The sequence below is a fragment of the Pinisolibacter sp. DMC19 genome (assembly GCF_056313985.1).
In genome coordinates, this window is record NZ_JBQUZF010000003.1 from 57,640 (window position 1) to 82,803 (window position 25,164).

27 protein-coding genes and 2 pseudogenes are annotated in these 25,164 nt (G+C 69.0%); 19 read left to right on the forward strand and 10 right to left on the reverse strand.

Annotation, left to right across the window (positions count from 1 at the left end):
- Positions 1–2: 2 nt before the first annotated feature.
- On the reverse strand, positions 3–719 hold the full coding sequence (locus tag ACT53U_RS08435; protein ID WP_476154109.1) for an HAD-IA family hydrolase: 717 nt from the start codon (positions 717–719) through the stop codon (positions 3–5).
- A gap of 311 nt (positions 720–1,030) precedes the next feature.
- Between ACT53U_RS08435 and ulaC the strand changes: the two genes are divergently transcribed.
- The 6 genes from ulaC to ptsP all read left to right on the forward strand — a co-directional run bounded on the left by ulaC (position 1,031) and on the right by ptsP (position 5,901).
- Entirely contained in the window at positions 1,031–1,483 is a 453-nt protein-coding gene (ulaC, locus tag ACT53U_RS08440) for a PTS ascorbate transporter subunit IIA (protein ID WP_476154111.1), read from the forward strand.
- Positions 1,484–1,618: 135 nt separating this feature from the next.
- The gene (locus tag ACT53U_RS08445) at positions 1,619–2,272 is read left to right on the forward strand and encodes a 3-dehydro-L-gulonate-6-phosphate decarboxylase (RefSeq protein WP_476154113.1); all 654 of its coding nucleotides are present in this window, start codon (positions 1,619–1,621) and stop codon (positions 2,270–2,272) included.
- 2 nt (positions 2,273–2,274) lie between these two features.
- Positions 2,275–3,141, forward strand: a complete 867-nt coding sequence (locus tag ACT53U_RS08450) for an L-ribulose-5-phosphate 3-epimerase (protein ID WP_476154114.1) — start codon at positions 2,275–2,277, stop codon at positions 3,139–3,141.
- Positions 3,138–3,842: an L-ribulose-5-phosphate 4-epimerase gene (locus ACT53U_RS08455; protein WP_476154117.1), complete on the forward strand. Its 705-nt coding sequence runs from the start codon at positions 3,138–3,140 to the stop codon at positions 3,840–3,842. Before ACT53U_RS08450 ends, ACT53U_RS08455 begins: the two co-directional genes overlap by 4 nt.
- Positions 3,843–3,866: 24 nt before the next feature.
- A complete protein-coding gene (locus tag ACT53U_RS08460; RefSeq protein WP_476154118.1) occupies positions 3,867–4,127 on the forward strand; it encodes an HPr family phosphocarrier protein in 261 nt (86 codons plus the stop codon).
- A 4-nt stretch (positions 4,128–4,131) separates the two neighbouring features.
- Positions 4,132–5,901 (forward strand): phosphoenolpyruvate--protein phosphotransferase, encoded by a 1,770-nt coding sequence (ptsP, locus tag ACT53U_RS08465; RefSeq protein WP_476154120.1) that lies wholly within the window; start codon positions 4,132–4,134, stop codon positions 5,899–5,901.
- A gap of 45 nt (positions 5,902–5,946) precedes the next feature.
- On the opposite strand, the gene ACT53U_RS08470 is transcribed toward ptsP, so the two are convergent.
- Positions 5,947–6,729, reverse strand: a complete 783-nt coding sequence (locus ACT53U_RS08470) for a DeoR/GlpR family DNA-binding transcription regulator (RefSeq protein WP_476154122.1) — start codon at positions 6,727–6,729, stop codon at positions 5,947–5,949.
- A gap of 484 nt (positions 6,730–7,213) precedes the next feature.
- On the opposite strand from ACT53U_RS08470, the gene ACT53U_RS08475 reads away from it, so the two are divergent.
- From ACT53U_RS08475 to ACT53U_RS08485, 3 genes are all read left to right on the forward strand, one after another.
- Positions 7,214–8,668 (forward strand): PTS ascorbate transporter subunit IIC, encoded by a 1,455-nt coding sequence (locus ACT53U_RS08475; protein ID WP_476154124.1) that lies wholly within the window; start codon positions 7,214–7,216, stop codon positions 8,666–8,668.
- Between the two features lie 135 nt (positions 8,669–8,803).
- On the forward strand, positions 8,804–9,085 hold the full coding sequence (locus tag ACT53U_RS08480) for a PTS sugar transporter subunit IIB (RefSeq protein WP_476154126.1): 282 nt from the start codon (positions 8,804–8,806) through the stop codon (positions 9,083–9,085).
- Positions 9,086–9,145: 60 nt separating this feature from the next.
- Positions 9,146–9,967 carry a pyridoxal phosphatase gene (locus tag ACT53U_RS08485; protein WP_476154128.1) on the forward strand — a complete coding sequence of 274 codons (822 nt, stop codon included), beginning with the start codon at positions 9,146–9,148 and terminating at the stop codon, positions 9,965–9,967.
- Between the two features lie 111 nt (positions 9,968–10,078).
- Here ACT53U_RS08485 and ACT53U_RS08490 read toward each other — a convergent pair whose 3' ends face one another.
- Positions 10,079–10,237 carry a hypothetical protein gene (locus ACT53U_RS08490; protein WP_476154130.1) on the reverse strand — a complete coding sequence of 53 codons (159 nt, stop codon included), beginning with the start codon at positions 10,235–10,237 and terminating at the stop codon, positions 10,079–10,081.
- A gap of 15 nt (positions 10,238–10,252) precedes the next feature.
- Here ACT53U_RS08490 and ulaG point away from each other — a divergent pair, with 15 nt between their 5' ends.
- Positions 10,253–11,317 (forward strand): L-ascorbate 6-phosphate lactonase, encoded by a 1,065-nt coding sequence (gene ulaG / locus ACT53U_RS08495; protein ID WP_476154132.1) that lies wholly within the window; start codon positions 10,253–10,255, stop codon positions 11,315–11,317.
- A gap of 90 nt (positions 11,318–11,407) precedes the next feature.
- Here the strand turns inward: ulaG and ACT53U_RS08500 are convergent, their stop codons facing one another.
- The 3 genes from ACT53U_RS08500 to ACT53U_RS08510 are packed head-to-tail and all read right to left on the reverse strand — an operon-like array spanning position 11,408 to position 13,014.
- Positions 11,408–11,647, reverse strand: a complete 240-nt coding sequence (locus ACT53U_RS08500) for a thioredoxin family protein (protein ID WP_476154134.1) — start codon at positions 11,645–11,647, stop codon at positions 11,408–11,410.
- Positions 11,648–11,671: 24 nt separating this feature from the next.
- Entirely contained in the window at positions 11,672–12,736 is a 1,065-nt protein-coding gene (locus ACT53U_RS08505; protein ID WP_476154136.1) for a permease, read from the reverse strand.
- Entirely contained in the window at positions 12,733–13,014 is a 282-nt protein-coding gene (locus tag ACT53U_RS08510) for an ArsR/SmtB family transcription factor (protein ID WP_476154138.1), read from the reverse strand. The genes ACT53U_RS08505 and ACT53U_RS08510 overlap by 4 nt, the downstream gene beginning before the upstream one ends.
- A gap of 312 nt (positions 13,015–13,326) precedes the next feature.
- Here ACT53U_RS08510 and ACT53U_RS08515 point away from each other — a divergent pair, with 312 nt between their 5' ends.
- The 5 genes and pseudogenes from ACT53U_RS08515 to arsB all read left to right on the forward strand — a co-directional run bounded on the left by ACT53U_RS08515 (position 13,327) and on the right by arsB (position 16,075).
- Complete coding sequence (locus tag ACT53U_RS08515) at positions 13,327–13,689, forward strand: ArsR/SmtB family transcription factor (RefSeq protein ID WP_476154140.1); 363 nt, start codon at positions 13,327–13,329, stop codon at positions 13,687–13,689.
- Entirely contained in the window at positions 13,682–14,206 is a 525-nt protein-coding gene (locus ACT53U_RS08520; protein ID WP_476154143.1) for an arsenate reductase ArsC, read from the forward strand. Before ACT53U_RS08515 ends, ACT53U_RS08520 begins: the two co-directional genes overlap by 8 nt.
- Before the next feature lie 8 nt (positions 14,207–14,214).
- A pseudogene (gene arsC / locus ACT53U_RS08525) lies at positions 14,215–14,610 on the forward strand (arsenate reductase (glutaredoxin)); the annotation flags it as partial.
- Between the two features lie 33 nt (positions 14,611–14,643).
- Positions 14,644–15,042, forward strand: a pseudogene (gene arsN2, locus ACT53U_RS08530) (arsenic resistance N-acetyltransferase ArsN2); the annotation flags it as partial.
- A 10-nt stretch (positions 15,043–15,052) separates the two neighbouring features.
- A complete protein-coding gene (arsB, locus tag ACT53U_RS08535; RefSeq protein WP_476154145.1) occupies positions 15,053–16,075 on the forward strand; it encodes an ACR3 family arsenite efflux transporter in 1,023 nt (340 codons plus the stop codon).
- Between the two features lie 19 nt (positions 16,076–16,094).
- Here the strand turns inward: arsB and ACT53U_RS08540 are convergent, their stop codons facing one another.
- Both ACT53U_RS08540 and ACT53U_RS08545 read right to left on the reverse strand, forming a co-directional pair.
- Complete coding sequence (locus tag ACT53U_RS08540; protein WP_476154147.1) at positions 16,095–16,769, reverse strand: response regulator transcription factor; 675 nt, start codon at positions 16,767–16,769, stop codon at positions 16,095–16,097.
- A complete protein-coding gene (locus tag ACT53U_RS08545; protein WP_476154149.1) occupies positions 16,766–19,225 on the reverse strand; it encodes an ATP-binding protein in 2,460 nt (819 codons plus the stop codon). Before ACT53U_RS08545 ends, ACT53U_RS08540 begins: the two co-directional genes overlap by 4 nt.
- 289 nt (positions 19,226–19,514) lie before the next feature.
- On the opposite strand from ACT53U_RS08545, the gene ACT53U_RS08550 reads away from it, so the two are divergent.
- Both ACT53U_RS08550 and ACT53U_RS08555 read left to right on the forward strand, forming a co-directional pair.
- Positions 19,515–20,423 (forward strand): hypothetical protein, encoded by a 909-nt coding sequence (locus ACT53U_RS08550; RefSeq protein WP_476154151.1) that lies wholly within the window; start codon positions 19,515–19,517, stop codon positions 20,421–20,423.
- A gap of 108 nt (positions 20,424–20,531) precedes the next feature.
- The gene (locus tag ACT53U_RS08555; protein ID WP_476154153.1) at positions 20,532–23,402 is read left to right on the forward strand and encodes a S8 family serine peptidase; all 2,871 of its coding nucleotides are present in this window, start codon (positions 20,532–20,534) and stop codon (positions 23,400–23,402) included.
- Positions 23,403–23,454: 52 nt separating this feature from the next.
- Here ACT53U_RS08555 and ACT53U_RS08560 read toward each other — a convergent pair whose 3' ends face one another.
- A complete protein-coding gene (locus ACT53U_RS08560) occupies positions 23,455–23,679 on the reverse strand; it encodes a hypothetical protein (protein ID WP_476154154.1) in 225 nt (74 codons plus the stop codon).
- A 242-nt stretch (positions 23,680–23,921) separates the two neighbouring features.
- Positions 23,922–24,131: a cold-shock protein gene (locus ACT53U_RS08565; RefSeq protein ID WP_476134475.1), complete on the reverse strand. Its 210-nt coding sequence runs from the start codon at positions 24,129–24,131 to the stop codon at positions 23,922–23,924.
- Positions 24,132–24,589: 458 nt separating this feature from the next.
- Here ACT53U_RS08565 and rpsU point away from each other — a divergent pair, with 458 nt between their 5' ends.
- Positions 24,590–24,868 (forward strand): 30S ribosomal protein S21, encoded by a 279-nt coding sequence (gene rpsU / locus ACT53U_RS08570; RefSeq protein ID WP_476134477.1) that lies wholly within the window; start codon positions 24,590–24,592, stop codon positions 24,866–24,868.
- Between the two features lie 53 nt (positions 24,869–24,921).
- The gene (locus tag ACT53U_RS08575; RefSeq protein WP_476134478.1) at positions 24,922–25,140 is read left to right on the forward strand and encodes a hypothetical protein; all 219 of its coding nucleotides are present in this window, start codon (positions 24,922–24,924) and stop codon (positions 25,138–25,140) included.
- Positions 25,141–25,164: the final 24 nt, after the last annotated feature.

Genomic DNA, 25,164 nt, shown 5'->3' on the forward strand with positions numbered 1-25,164 from the left:
CTTCACGCACCGGTCCTCGCGGCCGCGTGGAAGGCGCGGAGATCGTCGAGCGAGACCGCGGTCAGATCGTCGAGCACGACCTGTGCGCCCGCGAAGTCCTCGTCGAGCGTGTAGGCGCTCGGGGTGACGATCGTCGCCAGCCCGGCCGCCCGCGCCGCCGCGAGGCCGATCGCCGAGTCCTCGAAGACGAGGCACTGCTCCGGCCTCAGCGACAGCCGCTCGAGCACGCTCAGATAGGCTTCCGGATCGGGCTTCTTGGCGCGGACGTCCTCGCCCGTCACCAGCGTGTCGAAGAACGCGTTCGCCTCGTGCCCGAAGGCGGTGCGCACCAGCGTCGCGATGTTGACCCGCGACGTCGTCGTGGCGACGGCCAGACGCAGGCCACTCGCGCGGGCCGCCTCGATCAGCCGGGCGACGCCCGGTCGCAGCGGGCAGTGCCCGGCGACGATCCGCTCGGCGAACCGCCGGTTCTTGGCGGCGTGCAGCGTCTCGAGGCGGCCGTCGTCGAAGGCGGCCTGCCCTTCGCCCGACAGCTCCAGCCAGTAACGGATCCGTTCGCGCCCGCCGGTCACGCCGAGCAGGCGGCGATAGAGGTCGCGGTCCCACGACCAGTCGAGTCCTTCCGCGGCGAAGACCTCGTTGAAGGCGATGCGATGTTGCTCCTCGGTCTCGGCGAGCGTTCCGTCGACGTCGAAGATCAGGCAGGCGAGCGAATCCATGGTGTCTCCCGATGTCGGTGATGGCCGTTCGACGGCGTGGAGGGGATCGAATTTGTTCTTTTTGATCGTTTTTCGATGCGGTCAGTGTCCCGATGTCCGATCGATCGTCGACCGATGGTCGTCCCATGAGTTCCATGAGATCCATGATTTACAACGGAAAACGGCTATGGTGTGAACCGATCGTCCGTCCGTCCCGCCTCTTCGCATAGGGGCGAACCCGGATCGGCAAGAGAGCCCTTGCATTGAAATGAACATAAAAGCACAATACGCGCAATAGAGACGGACAAAACGATCGTCGGAGGAACGGCGCGATGAAGCTCACGGAGCATCTGCTGACGGCGAACACCATCCGGCTGGGGGCCGAGGCGGCCGACTGGCGCGAAGCCGTCAAACTCGGCGTCGACCTGCTGATCGGCGCCGATCTGGTCGAGCCGCGCTACTATGACGCCGTCGTCTCGATGACGGAAGAGCTCGGCCCCTGGTACGTGCTCGCCCCCGGCCTCGCCATGCCGCACGCCCGCCCCGAAGAAGGCGTCAAGCGCGACGGCTTCGCCCTCGTGACGCTGAAGACGCCGGTCGCCTTCGGTTCCGAGGACAACGACCCGATCGACATCCTGATCACGCTGGCGGCGACCGACGCCAAGACGATGAACGAGGAATCGATCGTCCAGGTCGCGACGCTCTTCGACGACGAGGCCCGCATCGACCGCATCCGCGCGGCGAAGACCCGCGCCGATCTCGAAGCGATCTTCGCCGAGATCTGACGTCCCTCCCGCGGGACGCTTCGTCGCCCCGCCCTTTCCCGAGACCGCCCCCGCTCGACGGAGCGGGCAACCGACGGCGCATGCCCTCGGATCGCCCCGTCGTGCCCGGCCGCCAAAGTCCAGAGGTTTTCGAAGATGGCTCTCCCCCTCCTTCAGCTCGCGCTCGACAATCGCTCGCTTCCCTCCGCCCTCGAGGCGACGCGCATCCTGGCGGCCGAGGTCGACGTGCTCGAAGCCGGTACCATCCTCGTCTGCGCCGAGGGCATGCAGGCGGTGCGCTGCCTCAAGGCGCTCTATCCCGATCGCATCGTGCTCGCCGACATCAAGGCCGCCGACGCCGGCTCGATCCTCGCCGACATGTGTTTCTCCAACGGCGCCGACTGGATGACCGTCATCTGCTGCGCCCCGATCGCCACGGTGCAGACGGCGCTCGCCGAGGCGAAGAAGCGCGGCGACCGCGACGTCCAGATCGAGCTCACCGGTTCGTGGTCGTGGGAAGAGGCGGAAGCCTGGCGCGCGGCGGGCCTGACGCAGGTCGTCTACCATCGCGGCCGTGATGCCCAGGCCGCCGGCCAGTCGTGGTCGGACGACGACCTGTCGAAGATCCGTCGCCTCGCCGAGATGGGCTTCGAACTGTCGATCACCGGTGGCCTGACCATCGAGGATCTGCCGCTCTTCGCCGGTCTGCCGGTCAAGGTCTTCATCGCCGGCCGCGCCATCCGCGACGCCGCCGATCCGGCCGCCGCCGCCCGCGCCTTCAAGGCCAAGATCGCCGAACTCTGGGGCTGAGCATGACCGCGCGGACCCACCCCCGTCTCGGCCTCTACGAGAAGGCGCTGCCCGCCCCCTGGGACTGGACGCGCCGTCTCTCGGTCGCCGGTGCGCTCGGCTTCGACTTCGTCGAGATGTCGATCGACGAGACCGACGACCGGCTCGCCCGGCTCGACTGGTCGAAGGCCGAGCGCGCGGACTTCCGCACGGCGGTGGCTGCGAGCGGCGTCGAAGTGCCGTCGATCTGCCTCTCCGGTCACCGGCGCTACCCCTTCGGCAGCGCCGATGCCGGTGTCCGCGCCGAGGCGCAGGCGATCATGGAGAAGGCGATCGATCTCGCCGTCGACACCGGCGTCCGCACGCTGCAGCTCGCCGGCTACGACGTCTATTACGAGCCGTCGACGCCCGAGAGCCTCGAGCGCTTCGCCGAAGGCCTCGCTTGGGCGACGGATCGTGCCGCCGCCGCGCAGGTGATGCTGGCGGTGGAGATCATGGACACGCCCCTGATGGGCTCGATCTCCAAGTGGAAGTGCTGGGCCGACCGCATCCACAGCCCGTGGTTCCAGGTCTATCCGGATCTGGGCAACCTCTCGGCCTGGGGCGGCGACGTCGAGGCGGAACTCGCGCTCGGCATCGATCGCATCGTCGCCGTCCACGTCAAGGACACGCTCGCCGTGACGCCCGACTTCCCCGGCAAGTTCAAGGGCGTGCCCTTCGGCACCGGTTGCGTCGACTTCGTCCGCTGTTTCCATGCCCTGAAGCGGCTCGGCTATTCCGGTTCCTTCCTGGTCGAGATGTGGAGCGGCGAGGCCGCCGACCCGCTCGCCGAGGTCGCCGCCGCCCGCCGCTTCGTTCTCGACAAGATGGCCGAGGGAGGCCTCGCATGACGCTCGACGCCCTGAAGCGCGATGTTCTTTCCGCCAATCTCGATCTCGCCCGCTACCACCTCGCCCTCTTCACCTGGGGCAACGCCTCGGCGATCGATCGGGCGAAGGGGCTCGTGGTGATCAAGCCCTCGGGCGTCGCCTACGACGTCATGACCGCCGACGACATGGTCGTCGTCGACCTCGACGGCCGGACGGTCGAGGGCCGCTTCAAGCCCTCGTCGGATCTCGCGACGCATCTCGCGCTCTACCGCGCCTTCGACGAGATCGGCGGCGTCGTCCACACCCATTCGACCCACGCGACCGCCTGGGCGCAGAGCGGCGTCGACCTTCCTTGCGAGGGAACGACCCACGCCGACTATTTCGACGGCGCCGTGCCCTGCACCCGGCTGCTGACGAAGGCCGAGATCGGCGGCGCCTACGAGCACGAGACCGGCGCGGTGGTGGTCGAGACGCTGAAGACCCGGAATATTGCGCCCTTGTCGATGCCCGCCGCTCTGGTACACGGGCACGGACCCTTCACCTGGGGGGCGAGCGCGGGTGCCGCCGTCCACAACGCCGTCGTGCTCGAGGAGGTGGCGCGCATCGCCATCCTGTCGCGCGTGGTGGCCGATCCGAAGCCGATCTCGCAGGATCTGCTCGATCGTCACTTCAAACGGAAACACGGTCCCGGCGCCTATTACGGCCAGGGAACCGATCACTGAAGCAGGATTGTCCGGGAGGACGCCATGCACACCGTCGAAGTCGAAATCGTCAACCCCACCGGCCTCCACACCCGCCCCGGCAACGCCTTCGTCAAGAAGGCGAAGGAATTCGCCGCCGACGTCGTCGTGGTGAAGGGCGACAAGCGCGCCAATGCCAAGAGCCTCCTGTCGCTGATGAAGGTCGGCTGCTCGATGGGCGACCGCGTCGTGATCGAGGCCACCGGCACCGACGAGGTCGCCGCCTGCGAAGGGCTCGCCGCCTTCGTCGCAACCCTCGAGGACTGACGCCATGTCCACGCTCACCGGCATCGCCGCCTCGCCGGGCATCGCCGTCGGCCCGGTCCACGTCCATGTCCCGGCGCGTCTGGCGATCCCCGAGGGGCGCATCGCCGACGACCGCCGCGACGCCGAGATCGAGGTCTTCCGCGGGGGCCGCGAACGCGCCCGCCTCGGCCTCGAGGAACTGGCCGAAACGGTGCGCGCCACCAAGGGCGACGATCTCGCCGAGGTCTTCGAAGGCCATGCCGAGATCCTGATGGACGACGACCTGGGCGCCGCGATCGAAGCGGCGATCCGCGACGACGGACTGCCCGCGCTCGCCGCCGCCCGCGACGTCATGGCGGCGCAGAAGGCGGAATTCCTGGCGCTCGAAGACGACTACATGCGTCAGCGCGCCGACGACATCGAAGACATCGCCCGCCGTCTCATGCTGGCGATGGCCGGGATCGAGGAAACATGCCTCGAGACCGCGCCGCAGGGTGCGATCATCGTGGCGGACGACCTGACCCCGTCCGACACGGCCCGGCTCGATCCCTCCCGCGTCGGCGGCTTCGTCGTCGCCTGCGGTGGCCGTACCAGCCACGTCGCCATCATGGCGCGGACGCTGGAAATCCCCGCCGTGGTCGGCTGCCCCGGCATCCTCGAGGCGGTCGCCGGCGTCGCCGAACTGGCGCTCGACGGCGCGACCGGCCGCGTCGTGATCGATCCCGACGCCGAGACCCATGCCGACTTCGACCGTCGCCGCGCCGCCTATGCGGCGGAAGTCGAGGCGATGCGGGCGCTGGCGCCGCTGCCGGCGGTGACCCGCGACGGTCACGCGGTCGCCCTCGGCGTCAACATCGGCACCCCGGCCGACGCCGAGGCGGCCCTGCCCTGGAACCCCGACGGGGTGGGTCTCTACCGCACCGAATTCCTCTTCATGAACCGGCCGAACCTGCCGGGCGAGGAAGAGCAGTATCGCGCCTATCTCTCGGTCGTCCGCCGGATGGCGGGCAAGCCGGTGATCATCCGCACGCTCGACGTCGGCGGCGACAAACCGGTCGCAGGCCTCGGCTTTTCCGCCGAGGAGAACCCCTTCCTCGGTTGGCGCGGCGCCCGCATCTTCGTCTACGGCCCGAACGGCACGGCGCCGAACCGTGAGCCGGAGGTCACCGAGCACGTCCGCGCCCAGATCGGCGCGATCCTGCGCGCGTCTGCCGAAGGCGACGTCTGGATGATGTATCCGATGATCGCCTGCGCCGAGGAGGTCGACGTCCTCGCCGGCATCGTCGAGGAGGAGAAGCAGCGCCTCGCGCGCGAGGGCAGGCCCTTCGGCTCGCCGAAGATCGGCGTGATGATCGAGACGCCCGGCGCCGCGCTGATCGCCGATCGGCTCGCCGAGACGGTCGACTTCTTCTCGATCGGCTCGAACGACCTGACCCAGTACACGCTCGCCGCCGATCGCGGCAACGAGCGGGTGTCGCGGATCTACCAGCCGTTCCATCCGGCGGTTTGGAAGCTCGTCGCCATGGTGATCGAGGCGGCGCATGCCCACGGCATCCCGGTCGGCATGTGCGGCGAACTCGCCGGCATCGAGGAGGCGGCGATCCCGCTCGTCGGTCTCGGCCTCGACGAATATTCGATGTCGGCGCCGTCGCTGCCGCGCATCAAGCGCATCCTCAGGGCGACCGACGTCGCGACCGCGAAGGCCGTCGCCACGGAGATGCTGGCGGCCGCCACCGCCGAGGCCGCCCATGCGATCGCCACCCGCGCCCTCACCGCGGCGCTCGCCGAGGCGTGAGGCAGCGCGCACCGATCTCCCGGCGCCGTCCTCACGGCGCCGGTTTCACGGCGTCGGCGCGATCTCCACGTCCATGCCGATCGACCGATAGGCCGCGAGTTCGGCCGGATCGGCGCTCTCGTCGGTGACGAGGGTGCGGACCTGCGACAGCGCCAGGCTGACGAAATGCGACGTGCGGCCGATCTTCGAGCCGTCGGCGACGACGACGACGTTGCCGTTGCTCTGCGCCGCCATCAGCCGGTTGATCGACGCCGCCGCATAGATCGACGAGGTCAGCCCGTTTGTCTGGCTCATCGCATTGGTGCCGAGGAACGAGATCGTTCCGTGGATCTGGTTCAGCGTCAGATTGGTCAGATCGCCGTTGAGCGCCCTCGTGCGGCGATTGTACTCGCCGCCCAGCACGAAGAGCTCGGCGGTGGTGTCGTCGTCGAGCTCGCCGATGATCATCGCGTTGTTGGTGATGATGCGCACGTCCATGTGGGCGATCTGGCGGAAGACGGCGAGCGTCGTCGTGCCGCCCGACAGCAGGACGGTGTCGCCGGGCCGCACGTAGCCGGCGGCGATCTGGGCGATGCGCTGCTTCTCGGCGTCGCGCCCGAGCGAGGTCTCGGCGAAGGCCATCGGCAACGGCGGGGCGACGAGCCGCGCGCCGCCGTGGAAGCGCTCGACCACGCCCTGTTCGGCGAGCTCGTCGAGGTCGCGCCGGATGGTGATCTCGGCGACGCGGAACGTCTCGGCGAGATCGGCGACGCGGACGAAGTCGCGGGAGGCCAGCAGTTCGAGGAGCTTCTGGTGGCGTGATGCCGAAATACGACCGGTCTTGGCCATCCTCATCTCCATGCGGAGCCGCGATGCCGGCTCCGTCGTCGGCCGGCGCCCACGCGGGCGTACCGGCGGCGGGGTCGCTCCGACGACTCCCGCGCGAATGCTCTCGGACTCACTATTAGCCCGATGTGACGAAACGCACAATCCATTCTAAAAGAACATAACGAACAAGTTAATGTGCGAAAAATGGCCGAAATAGGGTCTAATACCGATTGCTTTGCGGCTAAACAGACATAGGATACGGTATTGTGAGATCAATAAGAACATCAATCCCTCCATTCGAGCGACCGTGATGTTCGATCTCGAAGTCCTGTGACGGTTGCGGCCCGGAGGAGGTCGATGCGCCCGGAACGGAGATGTCCCGGCGCTGATGCCGGACGGCGCGGAACGCCGCCCGATCGGTACGAATCGACTTGACGATCGCGACCGACTGCTCGACCAACCGGCCTGTGCCGCGGCGGGAATGTTCGCCCACGGAGGAGTCCCCATGGACCAGACGCTGATCACCTCACTGTTGGAGATCTGGAAAGGGTTCTTCAACAACATCATGGCCGAGCCGGCCCTCTTCATCGGCCTGGTCTCGCTCGTCGGCTACATCCTCCTGCGTCGACCGGCGCACGAGTGCTTCGCCGGCTTCATCAAGACGGTGGTCGGTTTCTACATCCTGCTGGTCGGCTCCGGCGGATTGGTGAACAACTTCCGTCCGATTCTCGCCGGCCTCGCCGAGCGCTTCCAGATCAAGGCGGCGGTGATCGACCCCTACTTCGGCTGGAACGCCGTCACCGCGGCCTTCACCAAGGCGGGCTGGACCACCTCGCTGATCATGATGGCGCTGCTGATCGCCTTCCTGTGGAACATCATCCTGGTCGCCTTCAGCCGCTTCACCAAGGTGCGCACGCTGTTCCTGACCGGCCACGTGATGATCCAGCAGGCCAACACCAGCCTCTGGATGATCTTCATCGCCGTCCCGGCGCTGCAGAACAACGTCTGGGGCATCGTCGCCTGCGGCATCATGCTCGGCACCTATTGGGCGGTCTTCTCCAACCTGACGCTCGAGCCGACCCAGGAACTCACCGAAGGTGCCGGCTTCGCCGTCGGCCACCAGCAGATGGGCGCCATCTGGGTCGCCTCCAAGATCGCGCCGGTGATCGGCAACCGCGAGAAGAGCGTCGAGCACCTCAAGCTCCCCGGCTTCCTCAACGTCTTCAACGACAACGTCGTCGCCGCCTCGACGCTGATGCTCGTCTTCTTCGGCACCATCCTGTTCATCCTCGGACCGGAATATCTGGCCGCCAAGAAGTTCTACAATCCGGCCTCGGGCGAGTGGTTCCTGAAGTACGTCTTCAAGACGACCATCCACTTCGCGGTCTACCTGTTCATCCTGCAGTCGGGCGTCCGCATGTTCGTCGCCGAACTCGCGACCTCCTTCCAGGGCATCTCCGAGCGCCTGCTCAAGGGCTCGCTGCCGGCGATCGACTGTGCCGCGACCTACGGCTTCGACAAGGCGGGCGGCAACTCGGTGCTGTTCGGCTTCGTCTGCGGCGCCATCGGCCAGTTCGTCGCCATCATGGGCCTGCTGGTCTTCCATTCGCCGATCATGATCATCACCGGCTTCGTGCCCGTGTTCTTCGACAACGCGACCCTCGGCGTCTTCGCCAATCGCTTCGGCGGTCTCAGGGCTCTGGTGATCATCTGCTTCTCTTGCGGTATCCTGCAGGTCCTGGGTGGCGCCCTCGCCGCCAGCCTCACCGGCCTCTACGAGTTCGGCGGCTATCACGGCAACATCGACTGGGACACGCTGTGGACGTTCAACGCCTGGGCGTTCCAGACCTTCGGCCTGCCGGCGATCGTGGTGCTGACCCTCGCCATGCTGGCCATCCCGCAGTTCCAGTATCGCCGCTCGCGCGACACCTACTTCACCCACGGCCAGCCGGCCGAATGAGGAACACCGCCTCCGCCCGGACGTGATCGTCCGGGCGGAGGTCGGCTCGCAGCCATAGGGGGACCGCGACCGTGGCCCCTTCCGGACGACGGGGGCCGCACCGACGGCTCCGATCCGAAGACAGGGAGAACGACGATGTTGAAAGTGATCGCGGCCTGCGGCAACGGCATGGGCACCTCGCAGATCATCAAGATGAAGATCGGCAACGTGTTCAAGAAGCTCGGCATTCCCGTCGAAGTCGGCCACATGTCGGTCGGCGAGGCGCTCGGCCAGGCGCAGAACTACGACGTGGTCTTCTGCTCGGATTCGCTCGCGGGGACCTTCAAGGCCACCCCCAAGACCAAGATCATCGGGCTGAGGAACCTGCTCTCCGAACAGGAGATCGAGACCAAGGTGAAGGACGCCGGGCTCGCCTGACGCCCTCGTCGTCGCGCCCTCGGGAGGGGCGACGCCGTCGCCCGCTCCGAGGAGACATCCATGCCCTACGACATCCTCGCCCTCGATCTCGACGGCACCACGCTCGACCGCGCCGGCCTCGTCTCGCCGCGCACGGCCGAGGCGATACAGTCCGTCCGTGCCCGCGGCGTCGAGGTCGTGCTGGTCACCGGCCGCCACCACGTCGCCGCCCGCCCGTTCCATGCCCAGCTCGGGCTCGACACGCCGGCGATCTGCTGCAACGGCACCTATGTCTACGACTATGCCGGCGACCGGGTGATCGAAGGCGCGCCGCTCTCTCGCGAACGCGCCCGCACGCTGCTCTCACTCTGCCGCCGCCACGGCGTCCACACGCTGGTCTATTGCGACCGGGCGATGAACTACGAGGTCGAGAACGCCCACATGAAGGCGCTCACCGCCTGGGCCGCCGGCATCGCCGAGCCGATCCGCCCGACGATCGAGCGGGTCGACGACCTCGGCGCGGTGATCGAGGCGGTACCGGTGCTGTGGAAGTTCGTCGTCTCGCACGACGATCCGGCGGTGCTCAGCGCCTGGACCGCGGAAGCTGAGGCCGAGGGCGGGCTCTCGGTCGAGTTCTCCTGGCGCAACCGGCTCGACGTCGTCGCCGCCGGCAACACCAAGGGGCGGCGGCTGATCGAATGGGCGGCGGAGCGCGGCATCCCGGCCGCCCGCATCGTCGCCGTCGGCGACAACCACAACGACCTCTCGATGATCGAGGGCGCCGGCCTCGGCATCGCCATGGGCAACGCCGAGGACGAGGTCAAGGCGGTCGCCGACCTGATCGTCGCCGGCAACGACGCCGACGGCGTCGCCGAAGCCATCGAGCGCGTCTTCTTCGCCTGATCCGGCGTCGACCGACGGCCGCGGAACCCGAACCGGCGCGTGCCGCTCGGGTCCGCGGCGTTTCGGCCACGATCATGTTCGTTTTGTTTGTTTTATCTTCGGTAATGTTGCTTATGTGTTCGAAAAAAGATCGACACGAGCAAAATTGACGTCCATATTGTTCGCCGAACGATCGATCGCAGGGCCCAAGTCGCCGAGATCGATCACCGCCGCCGCGAGGCCGGCGACCGCGCCGGGCCGATCGCGTGCCGCGGCGGGCGGACGGATCATCGAAAGGATCGAACCATGAGCCAGATCGACCAAATCACCCGCGAGTCCTGGATCCTCGGCACCTTCCCGCAGTGGGGCACCTGGCTGAACGAGGAGATCGAGGCCGAGGTGGTGGCGCCGGGCACCTTCGCCATGTGGTGGCTCGCCTGCACCGGCATCTGGATCAAGACCGAGGGCGCGACCAACCTCTGCATCGACCTGTGGGTCGGCACCGGCAAGCGCAGCCACGGCAACGGCCTGATGGCCGAGGGCCATCAGATGGCCCGCATGACCGGCTGCCGCAAGCTGCAGCAGAACCTGCGCGTCTCGCCCTTCGTCATCGACCCCTTCGCCATCCGTAAGGTCGACGCCATCGTCTCCACCCACACCCACAACGACCACATCGACATCAACGTCGCCGCGGCCGTGCTGAAGAACTGCGACCCGTCGGTGCCCTTCATCGGCCCGAAGAGCTGCACCGATCTGTGGAAGAAGTGGGGCGTCCCGGCCGAGCGCTGCATCACCATGCGCCCCGGCCAGTCGGTGAAGATCGGCGATGCCGAGATCCTGGCGCTGGAATCCTTCGACCGCACCATGGCGGTGACGCTCAAGGACGGCGAGACCGCCAAGGGCAAGCTGCCGCAGGAGATGGACGACGTCGCCGTCAACTATCTGATCAAGACGCCGGGCGGGAACATCTACCACTCGGGCGATTCGCACTATGCGAACATGTACGCCAAGCACGGCAACGAGCACACGATCGACGTGGCGCTCGGCTCCTTCGGCGAGAACCCGCGCGGCGTCACCGACAAGATGACCGCCTGCGACATCCTCCGCATGGCCGAGTGCCTGAACACCAAGGTGATCATCCCGTTCCACCACGACATCTGGTCTAACTTCCAGGCGGATGCCAACGAGATCGTCGCGCTGTGGGAGATGCGGCGCCGGCGCCTGCGCTACGGCTTCACGCCCTTCATCTGGCAGGTCGGCGGCAAGTTCGTCTATCCGGCCGACAAGGACGTGATCGACTATCACTACCCGCGCGGCTTCGACGACGTCTTCACCAACGAGCCGGATCTGCCCTTCCCCTCGTTCCTGTGATCGCGACCGCGGCGGATCGCCGGCCGCGAGGCCGGGCGATCCGCCGCGTCGTCGATTTCACGGCCGAGCGAGACGGCCGGGCCGTCGGCCTCACGGCCGACCGAGCCAGCCGGGAATGTCCTCGCTCTTCGGCAGGCCGCCGGCGTGGACCACCTTGCCGTCGACGACGATGCCGGGCGTCGCCGCGATGCCCCATCCGGCGATCGCGGCATAGTCCGTGACCTTCTCCAGCGCGATGGCGACGCCGAGGCGATCGGCCTCCGCCTGGACCATCTCGGCGGTCGTCTGGCAGCGTTTGCAGCCGGGGCCGAGGATCTTCACGTCCTTCATGGGATCTGTCCTTCTGTCGATGCTTCACGCGAAGAGCGCGTTGAAGAGGAAGCCGACGGCGAGGATGCCGAGCCCCACCACGGCGATGAAGACGGCGATCAACCGCCCCGTCAGAACCTTGCGCAGGATGATCATCTCGGGCGCCGAGAGCGCGATCACGCTCATCATGAAGGCGAGCACGGTGCCGAGCGCCGCGCCCTTGGCGAGAAGCGCCTCGACGACCGGAATGATGCCGGCGGCGTTGGAATACATCGGGATGCCGATCGCCACGGCGGCCGGCACCGACCACCACGCCTCGCGCCCCATGATCGAGGCGATCAGATCGACCGGCACCCAGCCGTGGATGGCGGCGCCGGCGGCGATGCCGAGGATGATCCACATCCACACCTTGCCGACGATGTCCTTCACCGCCTCGATGCCGGCACGGATGCGGTCGACGACCGTGACGGTCTCGACCAGCAGATCGATCGCCCCGGCGCGGACGTTGCGGACCCAGTCCTGCAGCCAGCCTTCGAGATGGAGGCGGCCGATCACCCAGCCCGAGACGATCGCGATCACCAGCCCGAAGACGAGATAGGCGAGCGCGACCTTCCACCCGACCAGGGCGAAGAGCAGGCCGAGCGCCACCTCGTTGACCATCGGCGCGGCGATCAGGAACGAGAAGGTCACGCCGAGCGGCACGCCGGCCGAGACGAAGCCGATGAAGAGCGGCACCGCCGAGCACGAGCAGAAGGGCGTGACGATGCCGAGGCTCGCGGCGGCGACGTTGCCGATCCCCTCGCGCCGCCCGGCGAGAAGGGCACGCGTGCGCTCGGCCGAGAAGAAGCTGCGCACGATGCCCATGGCGAAGACCACGAGGGTCAGCAGCATCAGGACCTTCGGCGTGTCGTAGACGAAGAAGGCGAGGGCGTCGGCGGCATGACTGCCCGGTTCGACCGGGGCGAGTGCCGTCACCGCGTCGGCGAAGGTCGGCAGCAGTCCGTAGACGACGAACCACACCGCGACGAAGACGGCCGTCCCGGCGAGCCAGAGCGCGGTGTTCGGCTTCGGCCGCGGCGCGACCTTCTGAGCGGTGCAACAGGCGGTCATGCCGCTTCCTCCTCTTCGAGAGCCGGAACCGGCAGCGCGAGCACGGCGTCGACCACGGCGACGATGCCGGCATCGAGCCGCGGCCGGCGGCGGTAGCGCACCCATTGGGCATCGCGCCGATCGGTCACCAGTCCGGCGATCTTCAGCGCGCCCATGTGGCGCGACATTCGCGACTGGCTCGCCCCGAGCTTGCGCATCAACTCGCAGACGCAGTGCTCCTCGCCGTCCCACAGCAGCCGCAGCGCCTCGAGACGCGTCGGATCGGAGAGTGCGGCCATGAGATTCGTCGGGTGCATCGCGAACTCATCCTCAAATATGCAAATGCGGACATGCGCATAATATGACGGGCGCGAGCGTGGGTCAAGGAGGTGGGGCGGGGAGGGGGCGAGCCGCTGCGGGGAGGGACTGGCCACCGCCCGGCGTGCGCTGGTCCTTCGCGACGGACGCGATCGTCATACCGGCCCCGTCCTCCCCGACAGGCCCGCGGCCGTCCTCGCTCCCCCGCCCCCCCGCTTCCCGCCACGCCACGGCCACCGTGCCGCACCCGTTGCCACTTGCGCTCATGTCAACATTTCGATATTCGTCGATATATGGATGAGAAAGAAGCCCTCCTCGCCTTCGCGGCGCTCTCCCAACCGACCCGCCTGGCGGTCTTCCGGCTGTTGATCACCCACGAGCCGACGGGACTTCCCGCCGGCGAAGTCGCCCGCTGCCTCGACGTGCCGCAGAACACTCTGTCGACCCATCTGGCCATCCTGACGCGGGCCGGGTTGATCGAGGCGGAACGGCGCAGCCGCTCGATCATCTACCGGGCGCAGCCCGAGAGCGTCCGGGCGCTCGCCGACTATCTCATGCGCGACTGCTGCGGCGGTCATCCGGAAGCCTGCGCGGCGGAGGCCTCACCCGAAGGTTGCGTGCACGAAACCTGTTCCACCGAGGTCCCCCATGCCTGATCGCGTCTACAACGTGCTCTTCCTGTGCACCGGCAACACCGCTCGCTCGATCCTCGCCGAGAGCCTTCTGACGAAGGACGGCGCCGGACGATTCCGCGCCTTCTCGGCCGGAAGCCGGCCCAAGGGCGTCGTCAATCCCTTCGCGCTGAAGGTGCTCGAGAGGGCCGGCTATCCGACCGAAGGCTTCCGATCGAAGAGCTGGGAGGAGTTCGCCGCCCCCGGCGCGCCGGTGATGGATTTCGTCTTCACCGTCTGCGACAACGCCGCCGGCGAGGCCTGCCCGGTCTGGCCGGGGCAGCCGATGACCGCCCATTGGGGCATCGAGGATCCGGCGGCCGTCGAAGGCAGCGACATCCAGAAAGAAGCGGCCTTCGTCACCGCGCTGCGCTTCATGAAGAACCGCATCGCCGCCTTCGCCGCCCTGCCGATGGCGAGCATCGACAAGATGGCGCTCGGCAACAGCCTGCGCGAGATCGGCCGCCTCGACGGCGCCTCGCCGCTCGGCGGTTCGAAGTGAGGCCGGTCATGGACGTCACCATCTTCCACAACCCCGCCTGCGGCACCTCGCGCAACGCACTCGCGCTGATCCGCCATGCCGGGATCCAGCCGACGGTCGTCGAATATCTGAAGACACCACCGTCGCGCGACGAGATCGTCGCTCTCGTCGCCCGCATGGGTGTGTCCCTCCGCACGATCTTGCGCGAGAAGGGCACGCCCTTCGCCGAACTCGGGCTCGCCGATCCGGCCAAGACCGACGCCGAGATCCTCGACGCGATCGCCGCCCATCCGATCCTGATGAACCGGCCGATCGTGGTGACGCCGGCCGGCGTGAAGCTCTGCCGGCCCTCCGACGTCGTGCTCGATCTCCTGCCCGACGCGCCCCTTCCCGACTTCGTCAAGACCGACGGCGAACCGGCGCTGCGCGATCGGCCGATCGCCGGCGACGATCCCGCACTCGTCGCGGCACTCGCCGCGGCGAACCTCCCGACCGACGATCTCGCCGAGCCGAACCGCAACTTCTTTGCCTTCGTCACGCTCTCGGGCGACGTCGTCGGCTTTGCCGGCTTCGAATGCCACGGTGAGGAGGCGCTGCTGCGCTCGCTCGTCGTACTGCCGGAAACGCGCGGGCAGGGCTACGGCGCGGCGATCCTCGCGCGGCTGTCGCGTCGTGCCTTCGACGCCGGCGCGCGCCGGGCCTGGGTGCTGACGACGACCGTCGCCGACTGGCTGGAGAAGAAGGGCTTTGCCCGCGTCGCGCGCGCCGACGCCTCGGCGGCCATCCTAGCGACGCGACAGGCGGCGAGCCTCTGCCCGTCCTCCGCCGCGCTCCTCGCGCGCAAACTGAAGCTCTGAGGTACCCCCCATGTCGCTCTTCGAACGTTGGCTGACCCTCTGGGTCGCACTCTGCATCGTCGTCGGCATCGCCCTCGGCCATGTCGTGCCGGGCGTCTTCCACCTGATCGGCGCGGCCGAGGTCGCCAAGGTCAACCTGCCGATGGCGGCGTTGATCTGGCTGATGATCGTGCCGATGCTGATCAAGATCGACTTCGCGGCGCTGGGCCGCGTCAAGGAACACTGGCGCGGCATCGGCGTGACGCTCTTCATCAACTGGGCGGTGAAGCCCTTCTCGATGGCGGCGCTCGGCTGGTTCTTCATCGGCCACCTGTTCCGGCCCTATCTGCCGGCCGACCAGATCGACGGTTACATCGCCGGCCTGATCATCCTCGCCGCCGCCCCCTGCACCGCGATGGTCTTCGTCTGGTCGAACCTGACCAAGGGCGAGCCGCACTTCACGCTCTCCCAGGTGGCGCTCAACGACACGATCATGGTCTTCGCCTTCGCTCCCATCGTCGGCTTCCTGCTCGGGCTCTCGGCGATCACCGTGCCCTGGGCGACGCTGGTGCTGTCGGTGGTGCTCTACATCGTCGTGCCGGTGATCGTGGCGCAACTGCTGCGTCGTCGTCTGCTGGCGACCGGCGGCGAGGCGGCGCTCGCCCGTCTGCTCGAGACCCTGCAGCCGCTGTCGCTGGTGGCGTTGCTGGTCACCCTCGTCCTGCTCTTCGGCTTCCAGGGCAACGAGATCCTGGCGCAGCCGATGGTGATCGCGCTTCTCGCCGTGCCGATCCTGATCCAGGTCTATTTCAATGCCGGCTTCGCCTATCTGCTCAACCGGGCGACCGGCGAGGCGCATTGCGTCGCCGGCCCCTCGGCGCTGATCGGTGCCTCGAACTTCTTCGAGCTGGCGGTCGCCGCGGCGATCTCGCTCTTCGGCTTCCAGTCGGGCGCGGCGCTCGCCACCGTCGTCGGCGTGCTCATCGAAGTGCCGGTGATGCTGTCGGTCGTGTGGATCGTCAACCGCTCGAAGGGCTGGTACGAGGCGACCTGAACCTCGACGCCCGACGCGCTCAGCGCGTCGGCATCAGGACGTAGCCCTCGCCCCGCACCGTGACGATCGGGGCGGGGCGACCGTCGTGGATCATCTTGCGGCGCAGGCGGACGATCAGATTGTCGACCGTGTGGCCGCTGATCGAGCGCGGGTCGCGATTGGAGATCACGTCGAGCAGGAAGTCGCGCGACAGCGGCTGGCGCTGGTGCGCGGCGAGTGCGGCGAGGATGTTGAACTCGCCGCTGGTCAGTTCCTGCAGCCGACCGTCGGGGCGGAAGAGCTCGCGTCTGACCATGTCGAGGATCCAACCGTCGAAGGTGACGACCGGTTCGCGCGTCCGTCGCAGCACCGAACGGATGCGGGCGAGCAGGGTGACGAGATTGATCGGCTTGGCGACATAGTCGTCACCGCCGGCTTCGAGCCCGGCGAGCACGTCGGCGTCGGAATCGCGCGCCGTGACGAAGATCAGTCCGTGGCGTTCGCCGAGCCGCAGGTCGCGCGCCAGGGCGATGCCGTCGGCGTCGGGCAGGTCGACGTCGAGCAGCACGATCTCCGGCCTGACCGTCTCCAGCCTCGCCCGCATCTCCGCCGCCGAGGCGGCGCGGACGACGCGCAGGCCCTGGCTCTCCAGGAACTCGGCGATCATCGCCAGGCTCTCCGGCGCGTCCTCGACCACCAGCACCGTCGCCGTCATCGACGCTCTCCTTCCTCGGCCGCCGCCTGCGCGAAATCCGCCGCCGTCGCCTCGATCGCCACTGCCAGCCGCGCCGCCGCACCGGCGGTGTCTTCGTCGGCGTCGCTCCCGACGGCATCGGCGATCGCCGCGAGGTCCTCGCGGCCCATGTTGGCGGCGCTCCCCTTGATCGCGTGGGCGATCGCCCGGAGTTCGTCGGGTGTCGGCACGCCGTTCCGCAGGCGCTCGGCCTGCCGGCCGAGATGCTCGACGAATTCATTTCTGAGCCGACGAAGGACATCCGGTGCGAACAGCGTCTCGAGCGGCGGTCGCTCGCCGCCGTCGCCCGTCGGCATCGCCGTGAGGGCGCCGATCACCGCCGCCTCGTCGGCATCGATGGGAAGGCAGACGTCGGCGATGCCGTCGTCGCGGGCCGCCGTCCCGATCGCCATCACGAAGGGCACCCGGCCGGCGAGCGCGCGCAGCCGCGGGTGATCGGCGGGATCGGGTGCGACGACGACGAGACCGGCGAAGGCGCGCGCCTCGAGCATGTTGGCCGCCGCCGCGAGATTGCGCGTCGGAAACACCCGGAGGCCGGCCGCGGCGAGCCGCCCCGCCGTCCCCTCGTCGCGCGCCGCGACCAGCAGCACGTCGTCGCCGGGGGCGGGTGGCCGGCGCAGCGGTCGATCGGCGCCGGTCGCCTCCGCCAGCATCGCTTCCAGCCGGGCGGGGTCGATCGGCTTGGCCACGTGCCCGTTCATGCCGGCTTCGCGCGCCCGGGCGACGTCGACTTCCAGCACGTTGGCGGAGAGCGCGACGATCGGCACCGAGCCGACCGCCCCCGCCAGCGCCCTGATGCGCCGCGCCGTCTCGAACCCGTCGAGCCCCGGCATCTGCAGGTCCATCAGCACCGCGTCGAAGGCCGCGCCTTCGATCAGCGCCAGCGCCTCCTCGCCGCTCGCCGCCGCGGTGACGACGTGGCCGGCCCGTTCGAGCAGGCCCTGCGCCACCAGCCGGTTGATCGGATTGTCCTCGACGAGGAGCAGCCGCAGCGACCGCGTCGGCCGGATCGTCTCGGCGGCGACCGGTTCCGGCGCGGCAACGGCCGGGGCGGCGAGGCGGAAATGGAAGCGGCTGCCGACCCCCGGCAGGCTCTCGACGCCGATGTCGCCGCCCATGCCCTCGACGAGCCGCCGCGAGATGGCGAGGCCGAGCCCGGTGCCGCCGAAGCGGCGGCGGATCGAGGCGTCGGCCTGGGTGAAGGGGGCGAAGAGCCGCTCGACGTCGGCCGGCGCGATGCCGATGCCGCTGTCGGAGACGGAGAATTCGAGCCGGTCGGAGGCGGCGTCGACACGTCGGACGGCGATCGCGACCCGCCCGGCCTGGGTGAACTTCACCGCGTTGCCGACGAGATTGATCAGGATCTGGCGCAGCCGCGCCGGATCGCCGGAGACCCGCTCGGGCACGTCCTCGGCGATCTCGACGACCAGCGCGATGCCCTTCTCGTCGACCTGCGGTCGGACGAGGTCGACGACGTCGCCGACCACGCCGGCGAGATCGACCGGCACGCGCTCGTACTGCTGCCGCCCCAGTTCCAGCTGCGACAGGTCGAGCACGTCGTCGAGGATGGTCCGCAGCACCTCGGCCGAATGCAGCACCACGTCGAGGCGTTCGCGCGTCCGCGGCGCCGCGACGTCGTCGAGCACCAGGCGGACCATGCCGAGGATGCCGTTCATCGGCGTGCGGATCTCGTGGCTCATCACCGCGAGGAAGTCGGCCTTGGCGCGGGCGCCGGCCTCGGCCGCCTCCTTGGCCTCGCGCAGCGCCCGGTTGGTGCGCCGCTCGCGGGCGATCCGCAGGAATTCCTCACGCCGCATGAGGTTCCACTGGCGCCGCGCGGCGAGCCCGACGACGAAGGCCATCGTGGTGACGAGGACGATCACCGCCAGATCGAGCGGCGCTTCCGGTTGCGGCCTCAGCACGCCCCAGAACAGCAGGCTGATCGTCGGCGCATAGGCGCTCATCAGCGCCACGGCGCGGAACCGGCCGGGCAGGAACATCGGTAGCGCGATGGCGATCAAAGGCAGGAGCAGCCCGCCGTGACGCGGCAGCGACGGATGATCGAAGATCAGCGCGTTGAGCGTGAAGAACAGGAACTGCTGGACATGCGTCGTCACGACGATGCCGCGGCTGGTCCGCCGTCGGCCGAGCACCACCATGGCGACGACGCAGACGATCGCCAGCAGCGCCCGGACGCCGAGGAAGACGAAGAGCTCCGGCGGGGCGATCAGCATCACGTCGAGCGGCGCGAAGGACAGACCGGCGAAGGTCGTGGCGACGATGCAGATCGTCGCGTTCGCGTTTGTCTGCCGGCGGGTCGCCGCCGAGAACGCCGCCTCGGTCCGCGGGTCGCGGAACTCGCCGACGAAGTCCATCGGAGCGCGGTCGTCGACGGCCGAGGGTCCGGGTTCCGACATCTGCGGGGCGACGATCCTTCTGGCACCGGGCACGATCGCCCGGCTCGACGGCGCCAGTATAGGTCCGCGCCCCGACCTCGCAAGGCGGCGGCCTTCGTCGTCGGGCCGCCCCGCGGGCGCGATCATCAACCACCGTTGATGTTGGCCGAAACTGGCCGTGTTTCCCGAGAAACACGCGATCATCCGAGATATTACCTAGGAGGATGCGGTGCCGCCGGTCTCCCCCCCCCGGGATCGTCGGCGCCGCGCAGGCCCCCCGGCCGACCGCTGCAGCTTCCGCGAGGAACCCATGAAGTCCCTGTTCGCCGCCGCCCTCCTCCTGTCGTCGACCGCCGCGCTTGCCGCTTCGCCCGAGGACGACTACATCGCCGCGCGCGATGCCGCCGTGAAGAAGATCACGCGGCTGGTCGAGGTCGATCAGGCGGCCGGCGAGGCCTTCTCCGTGCCTCACGATCAGGCCAAGGCCGATCTGGTGAAGCGGCTGTCGGCTCTGGTCGGCCCGGTCAAGGTCGCGGGCTTCACCGGCGCCGCGACGCTCAACACCGAGAGCCTCGTCGCCGGCGACCAGGGGGCGGGATCGCTCGACGCGCTGAGCTTCCTCTCGGCCGACAACAGGTCCGCGCTCGTCGTCACGACCGAATCGCTCGCCCGCCGCTGGGCCGCCGCCAACACCGACGCCTGGGCGGACGAGTTGCCCGACGGCGCCGCGGCCGGCCGCGAGGCGATGCTGCGCTCGGAGGGCTACTATTTCCGCGCCGTCGGCTTTTCCTCCGACGCGGCGCTGAGCGTGATCTCGGAAATGCCGCTCGCCGCGCCGCCGCGGGGGACCTCCGCCGTCGCCCTGCTCGTGGCGCGCAGCCAGGACGAGACGCCGACCAGCCCGAGCGAACTGATCGTGTCGCTCGACGTCGACGGCCGGACGATGATCGCCGAGGTGCCGCTGCGCACCGCGATCCCCGCCGTCGCCGAGTGCTCGCGCATCCGCAAGGCCGGCGACGCCAAGATCGCCGCCAAGGACGACGCCTACGCCGCGAGCGGCCGCAAGGACGCCAAGATCGGCGCCGCCCTGCGGACGCTGCGCCATCAGACGGCGACGGCCTTCCGCACCTGTTTCGCCACCCGCTCGGCCACCCAGCCGGGCTACGTCGCCGCCACCGCCCAGGCGCGGGCGCTGGCCGAGGCGATGGCGGCGAAATAGGCCGCCCGCGGGGGAGCCCTGCCTTTCATCGACGTGACGAGAGAACGTGCCCGAGGGGACGGAGAGATGATGCGTGAGTTTTCGACGGCGAAGCGGTCTCGCCGGTGGTTGCGGGCCTCCACGGCCCTGTCGGGTCTGGTCGGCGCCCTGTGCGTGGCGACGGCGGCGCAGGCGCAGGCCCAGACGGCGGCCTCCTTCCGGACGCCCGAGTACGACGCCTCCGGCGCTCTCGGCCCGATCGATGCGGCGACGGCCTATGCCCTGGGCTACACCGGACGCGGCGTGGTGATCGGCATCGTCGACAGCGGCATCGACGCGCGCAATCCGGAGTTCACGGCGCCGGGCAAGTTCCTCGGCGGCTACAACTTCGCCACCAAGCAGCAGATCCTGGCCGGACAGAACGGCGAGACCGACACGGTCTTCCACCACGGCACCTTCGTCGCCGGTCTGGCGGCGGCCTCGCGCGACGGCGTCGGCATGCACGGCGTCGCCTACGACGCGGGCATCGTCTCGATGACGACGCTGGCCTACATCGCGGAGAGCTGGAACGCGATGGTCGGCATGGGCATTCCGATCATCAACAACAGCTTCGGCCTCAACGACTGCCGGCCAGGCAAGACGGACCCGACGCCGCAGTGTTCGATCGTCGACTACACCACGGCCAGCGCCATCGCGACCTATCCCGAAGGCATCACCGCCGCCCGCAAGGCGGTCCAGGCCAACACGCTGCTGGTCTTCGCCACCGGCAACGAGACCCAGGCCAATCCCGACTATTGGGCCGGTCTGCCCTATCGCGTCTCGGATCTGCAGCGCGGCTGGCTGGCGGTCGCCTCGGTCGATTCCTCGAACGTCATCTCGAGCTTCTCCAACCGCTGCGGCGTCGCCGCCCAGTGGTGTCTCGTCGCCCCCGGCGAGGACGTCTCGACGGTGACGGTCGGTGCCGGTGACGGCGGCGGCAACTACACCTCCGGCCAGGGCACGTCCTATGCCTCGCCGGTCGCCGCCGGCGTGGCGGCGCTGGCCAAACAGGCCTTTCCCTGGTTCACCAACTACGATCTGCAGCAGACCCTGCTGACGACCGCGACGCCGCTCGGCAGCCGCACCGCCGGCTCGATCACGCCCGACGCGATCTACGGCTGGGGTCTGGTCAATGCCGGGCGGGCGGTGCGCGGCTACGGCGCCTTCGTCGGTGCGACGACGCTCGACACGCTCGGCTGGAGCTCGACCTTCTCCAACGACATCTACGGCCCCGGCGGTCTGATCAAGACCGGTGCCGGCATGCTGACGCTGGCCGGCACCAACAGCTACACCGGCACCACGACGATCAACGGCGGCGCCCTCGCCGTCACCGGCTCGATCGTGTCGCAGGTCCTCGTCGGCGCCGGCGGCGCTCTGGGCGGCTCGGGCCGGGTCGGCTCGACGACGGTCGAAGGCACCCTCGGTCTCGGCACGCCGCAGACCCTGACCGTCGACGGCAACCTCGTCTTCGCCTCGACAGGCGTCTACCGCGCCGGCATCCGCGGCCCGGTCGCCGATCGGATCGAGGTTACCGGCAGCGCGACGCTCGACGGCACGCTGCGGCCGCAGACGCTCGGCGGCACCTATACGTTCAATACGCCGCACACCATTCTCAACGCGGCTGCCGGCATCATCGGCACCTTCGCCACCTTCGACCGCTCGCTGGTCGGCGCCGGTCTCGTCACCACCGTCAGCTATTCCGGCAACACGGTGGAACTGGTGCTGACCCCCGGCAAGCTCGCCGGCCTCGCGGAGAACCCCTCTGCCGCCTCGGTCACCACGACCACCACCGGCGGCTCGACCACGACGACCGTGACGGCCCCGACCACGCCCGGCGTCGGCGATCGTTCCGACCGGGTGCGGGTCGCCACCGCGATCGACAACGCTGTCGCCGGCGGCGCCAGTGCCACGCCGGTCTTCAAGGTCTTCAATGCCGCTGCCGACGACATCGGCGACGATCTCGAGCAGCTGGTCGGCGAGATCCACACGACGGTCGACGAGATGGGCGTGCAGTCCTCGCGGCTCTTCCTCGGAGCCATGACCGACATCCACCGCGCCGGCCGCACCCTCGCCGGCAAGGGCGTCGTCGCGCCGTCGGCCGCCGGGCCGGTCTATTCGGTGTGGGGGAGCCTGCTCGGCTCGCTCGGCAGCATCGACGGCGATGCCGAGGTCGGCACCAGCCGCGCCACCACCCATGCCTCGCAGGTGGTCACCGGCTTCGACGTGCGGCTGAACCCGGCGATGCTCTTCGGCGTCGCGCTGTCGGCCGGCAACGCCGGCGGCCGTCTCTCCGACGGTCTCGGCTCGGCGTCGGCCGACGTGGTCCAGGCCGGCACCTACGCGGCGATCCGGTCGGGGGCCCTGTCGCTCGCCGGTGCCGCGGCCTTCTCCTGGATGGACGTCACGACCCACCGCTCCATCGCGATCCTCGACATGCCCGACGTCGCGGCGCGCTATCGCCCGACGCTGTGGAGCGGCCGCATCGAGGCGGCCTTCGAGGCGGTGCGCTTCGCCGACGTCGGCGTCTCGCCCTTCGCCGCCTTCGAGGCGCAGAGCATGAACACGCCCGGCTTCGTCGAGCGCGAGACGCTGGCCGGCGACGCCGCCTCCGGCGGTCTCACCGTCACCGGGCGTTCGGGCGTGCTGAACACCCGCTCGGTCGTCGGCGTCGATCTGCGCGGCGGTGTCGATCTGTGGGGCTTCGCGGTGAACGGCTTCGCCCGGGCGGGCTGGGCCCATGCCTATGCGCAGGGCTCGTCGATCGCGGTGTCGCTGACCGACGTCTCCGGTTCCGATTTCGAAATCGGCGGCGCCAAGGCGAAGCCCGACGCGGCGATCGTCGCCCTCGGCCTCGACACCAAGCTGATGGAGAACGTCACGCTGACGACGGCCTTCGACGGCGAGTTCGCCGCCAACGCGCGTCGCGTCACCGGTTCGGCGCGTCTGCGCGTCAGCTTCTGAGCCATGCGCCGCCGCGTCTCGGCGCGGCGGCCGCGGGTGGCGGAGCGGGCGATCAGCCCTGGGCTTCGCGGCGGCGCCACATCTGGAAGCCCTGAGATTCGATCGCCGTCTCGACTGCGGCACGGTCGATGCCGTGCGGCATCGCCTCGCCGGCGGCGACGCGGCCGACGTGCTGCCAGGGGCCGTGGCGGGCGGGCAGGCGTGCGCCGTCGGCATCGCCGGCGAAGGCGAAGAGACCGGAGCCGCTGGTCGACGAGAACGTGTGGATCATGGACATGTCGACTTCCCCGGGAGGTTCCGCGCCGGCGTGTCGGCGGCCCCGATGGCCGGCCGGTGGCGGCGGGCGATGAAAGAAAGACCCCGGCCACGAGGTCGAACCTCGTGACCGGGGTCTTCACATTCGGTCCGAGCCCCATCCCCACACACGCCGGTACATCCGCGGTCGGCGTGGAGAAAGGGTCTCATCGTCCGAAATGGCGAGAACCGCGACGCGGGGCCCCGCGTCGCGATCGCGGGCGATCACGCCGCGCGCAGGTTCTCGGCCGAGCTCTTGCCCGAACGACGGTCGGCGACGACGTCGTAGGTCACCTTCTGACCGTCGCTGAGGCCCATCAGGCCCGAACGCTCGACGGCGGAGATGTGAACGAAGACGTCGGGGCCGCCGGCGTCGGGAGCGATGAAGCCGAAGCCCTTGGTGGCGTTGAACCACTTGACGGTGCCGGTGTTCATGGGTGTAGTCCTTTCGTGGACGCGAGTGTAGAGGCGAGCGCAACGAGGCGCTCCGCCGGTTGTCATCGATGTCGTGGAGGTCAGAAACGGACCGCTGCGCTCGATCACGCCGTGCGGTGCCGGCCAATTCGGCCAAAACTCGATAGCAAGTGAGATACAGGCAAATCGTGTTCGAAACAAGGCCTGACGCGATCGTCGTCGGAAAGAGGCCGTTTCGGCCGATCGCTGCGGCCTTTTCCGGCGACGAAAGTGATCAAACCGCGTTTCGACACTGGCGTTGCGGGCCGTGATGCCCTACAGAGGGGCGCGAGTTCGCTCGGGCGTCAGCCCGCGATCCCATGCATTCGAGTCTTCGGCCTCGTGGCTCGCGCCGTCGAGGCCGAAGGCGGTCGTACCCTTCCTCCCGCAGGCCGGAAGCCGCGCGGGAGGGTGTCCTCTCTCTTGTGATCGGATAATCCGTGCAGGTCTTGGTCCGCGACAACAATGTCGATCAGGCGCTCCGCGTCCTGAAGAAGAAGATGCAGCGTGAAGGCGTCTTCCGTGAAATGAAGCAGCGCAGCGCCTACGAGAAGCCCTCGGAGAAGCGCGTCCGCGAGAAGGCCGAGGCCGTTCGTCGCGCCCGCAAGCTCGCCCGCAAGCAGGCGCAGCGCGAAGGTCTGCTGCCGGCTCCGAAGCGCAAGGAACGCGTCGCGCGTCCGCGTCCGGCTCCCGTCGTGGCGCCCGCCGCCGCCGAGTGATCGGAAGGGTCGGACACGCTCCGACCTCGCGATGCGTTGCCCAGGAGGCCCCCATGGCCCGCAAGCCCGCGACCAAGAGCGAGTTCGTGCTCTTCGACGTGTTCTACGACGACGACAGCCGCCGCTCCAATCGTCGCGTGCCGCGCGAGCTCCTGGACGGGCTCGACGGTGACGATCCCGCGCGCCCCTACCTCGAAGAGCAGGACCGCGAGATCGCCGACCGTTCCGGTCGGCCGATGCCGGTGATCAAGTCGGTGAAACGGTCGGCCTGAGGCCGACCGAACCGCTCAGCTCCG

Bases quoted from the DNA above. Each gene is read 5' to 3' on its own strand.
- ACT53U_RS08575 (WP_476134478.1), top strand. From the start codon at position 24,922: ATGGCCCGCAAGCCCGCGACCAAGAGCGAGTTCGTGCTCTTCGACGTG.
- ACT53U_RS08475 (WP_476154124.1), top strand. From the start codon at position 7,214: ATGGACCAGACGCTGATCACCTCACTGTTGGAGATCTGGAAAGGGTTC.
- ACT53U_RS08560 (WP_476154154.1), bottom strand. From the start codon at position 23,679: ATGTCCATGATCCACACGTTCTCGTCGACCAGCGGCTCCGGTCTCTTC.
- ACT53U_RS08460 (WP_476154118.1), top strand. From the start codon at position 3,867: ATGCACACCGTCGAAGTCGAAATCGTCAACCCCACCGGCCTCCACACC.
- ACT53U_RS08480 (WP_476154126.1), top strand. From the start codon at position 8,804: ATGTTGAAAGTGATCGCGGCCTGCGGCAACGGCATGGGCACCTCGCAG.
- ACT53U_RS08520 (WP_476154143.1), top strand. From the start codon at position 13,682: ATGCCTGATCGCGTCTACAACGTGCTCTTCCTGTGCACCGGCAACACC.
- ACT53U_RS08470 (WP_476154122.1), bottom strand. From the start codon at position 6,729: ATGGCCAAGACCGGTCGTATTTCGGCATCACGCCACCAGAAGCTCCTC.
- ACT53U_RS08435 (WP_476154109.1), bottom strand. From the start codon at position 719: ATGGATTCGCTCGCCTGCCTGATCTTCGACGTCGACGGAACGCTCGCC.
- ACT53U_RS08490 (WP_476154130.1), bottom strand. From the start codon at position 10,237: ATGATCCGTCCGCCCGCCGCGGCACGCGATCGGCCCGGCGCGGTCGCC.
- ACT53U_RS08510 (WP_476154138.1), bottom strand. From the start codon at position 13,014: ATGGCCGCACTCTCCGATCCGACGCGTCTCGAGGCGCTGCGGCTGCTG.
- arsB (WP_476154145.1), top strand. From the start codon at position 15,053: ATGTCGCTCTTCGAACGTTGGCTGACCCTCTGGGTCGCACTCTGCATC.
- ACT53U_RS08550 (WP_476154151.1), top strand. From the start codon at position 19,515: ATGAAGTCCCTGTTCGCCGCCGCCCTCCTCCTGTCGTCGACCGCCGCG.
- ACT53U_RS08450 (WP_476154114.1), top strand. From the start codon at position 2,275: ATGACCGCGCGGACCCACCCCCGTCTCGGCCTCTACGAGAAGGCGCTG.
- ptsP (WP_476154120.1), top strand. From the start codon at position 4,132: ATGTCCACGCTCACCGGCATCGCCGCCTCGCCGGGCATCGCCGTCGGC.
- ACT53U_RS08565 (WP_476134475.1), bottom strand. From the start codon at position 24,131: ATGAACACCGGCACCGTCAAGTGGTTCAACGCCACCAAGGGCTTCGGC.
- ACT53U_RS08545 (WP_476154149.1), bottom strand. From the start codon at position 19,225: ATGTCGGAACCCGGACCCTCGGCCGTCGACGACCGCGCTCCGATGGAC.
- ACT53U_RS08505 (WP_476154136.1), bottom strand. From the start codon at position 12,736: ATGACCGCCTGTTGCACCGCTCAGAAGGTCGCGCCGCGGCCGAAGCCG.
- ACT53U_RS08540 (WP_476154147.1), bottom strand. From the start codon at position 16,769: ATGACGGCGACGGTGCTGGTGGTCGAGGACGCGCCGGAGAGCCTGGCG.
- ACT53U_RS08485 (WP_476154128.1), top strand. From the start codon at position 9,146: ATGCCCTACGACATCCTCGCCCTCGATCTCGACGGCACCACGCTCGAC.
- ulaC (WP_476154111.1), top strand. From the start codon at position 1,031: ATGAAGCTCACGGAGCATCTGCTGACGGCGAACACCATCCGGCTGGGG.
- ACT53U_RS08445 (WP_476154113.1), top strand. From the start codon at position 1,619: ATGGCTCTCCCCCTCCTTCAGCTCGCGCTCGACAATCGCTCGCTTCCC.
- ACT53U_RS08500 (WP_476154134.1), bottom strand. From the start codon at position 11,647: ATGAAGGACGTGAAGATCCTCGGCCCCGGCTGCAAACGCTGCCAGACG.
- ACT53U_RS08455 (WP_476154117.1), top strand. From the start codon at position 3,138: ATGACGCTCGACGCCCTGAAGCGCGATGTTCTTTCCGCCAATCTCGAT.
- ulaG (WP_476154132.1), top strand. From the start codon at position 10,253: ATGAGCCAGATCGACCAAATCACCCGCGAGTCCTGGATCCTCGGCACC.
- ACT53U_RS08515 (WP_476154140.1), top strand. From the start codon at position 13,327: ATGGATGAGAAAGAAGCCCTCCTCGCCTTCGCGGCGCTCTCCCAACCG.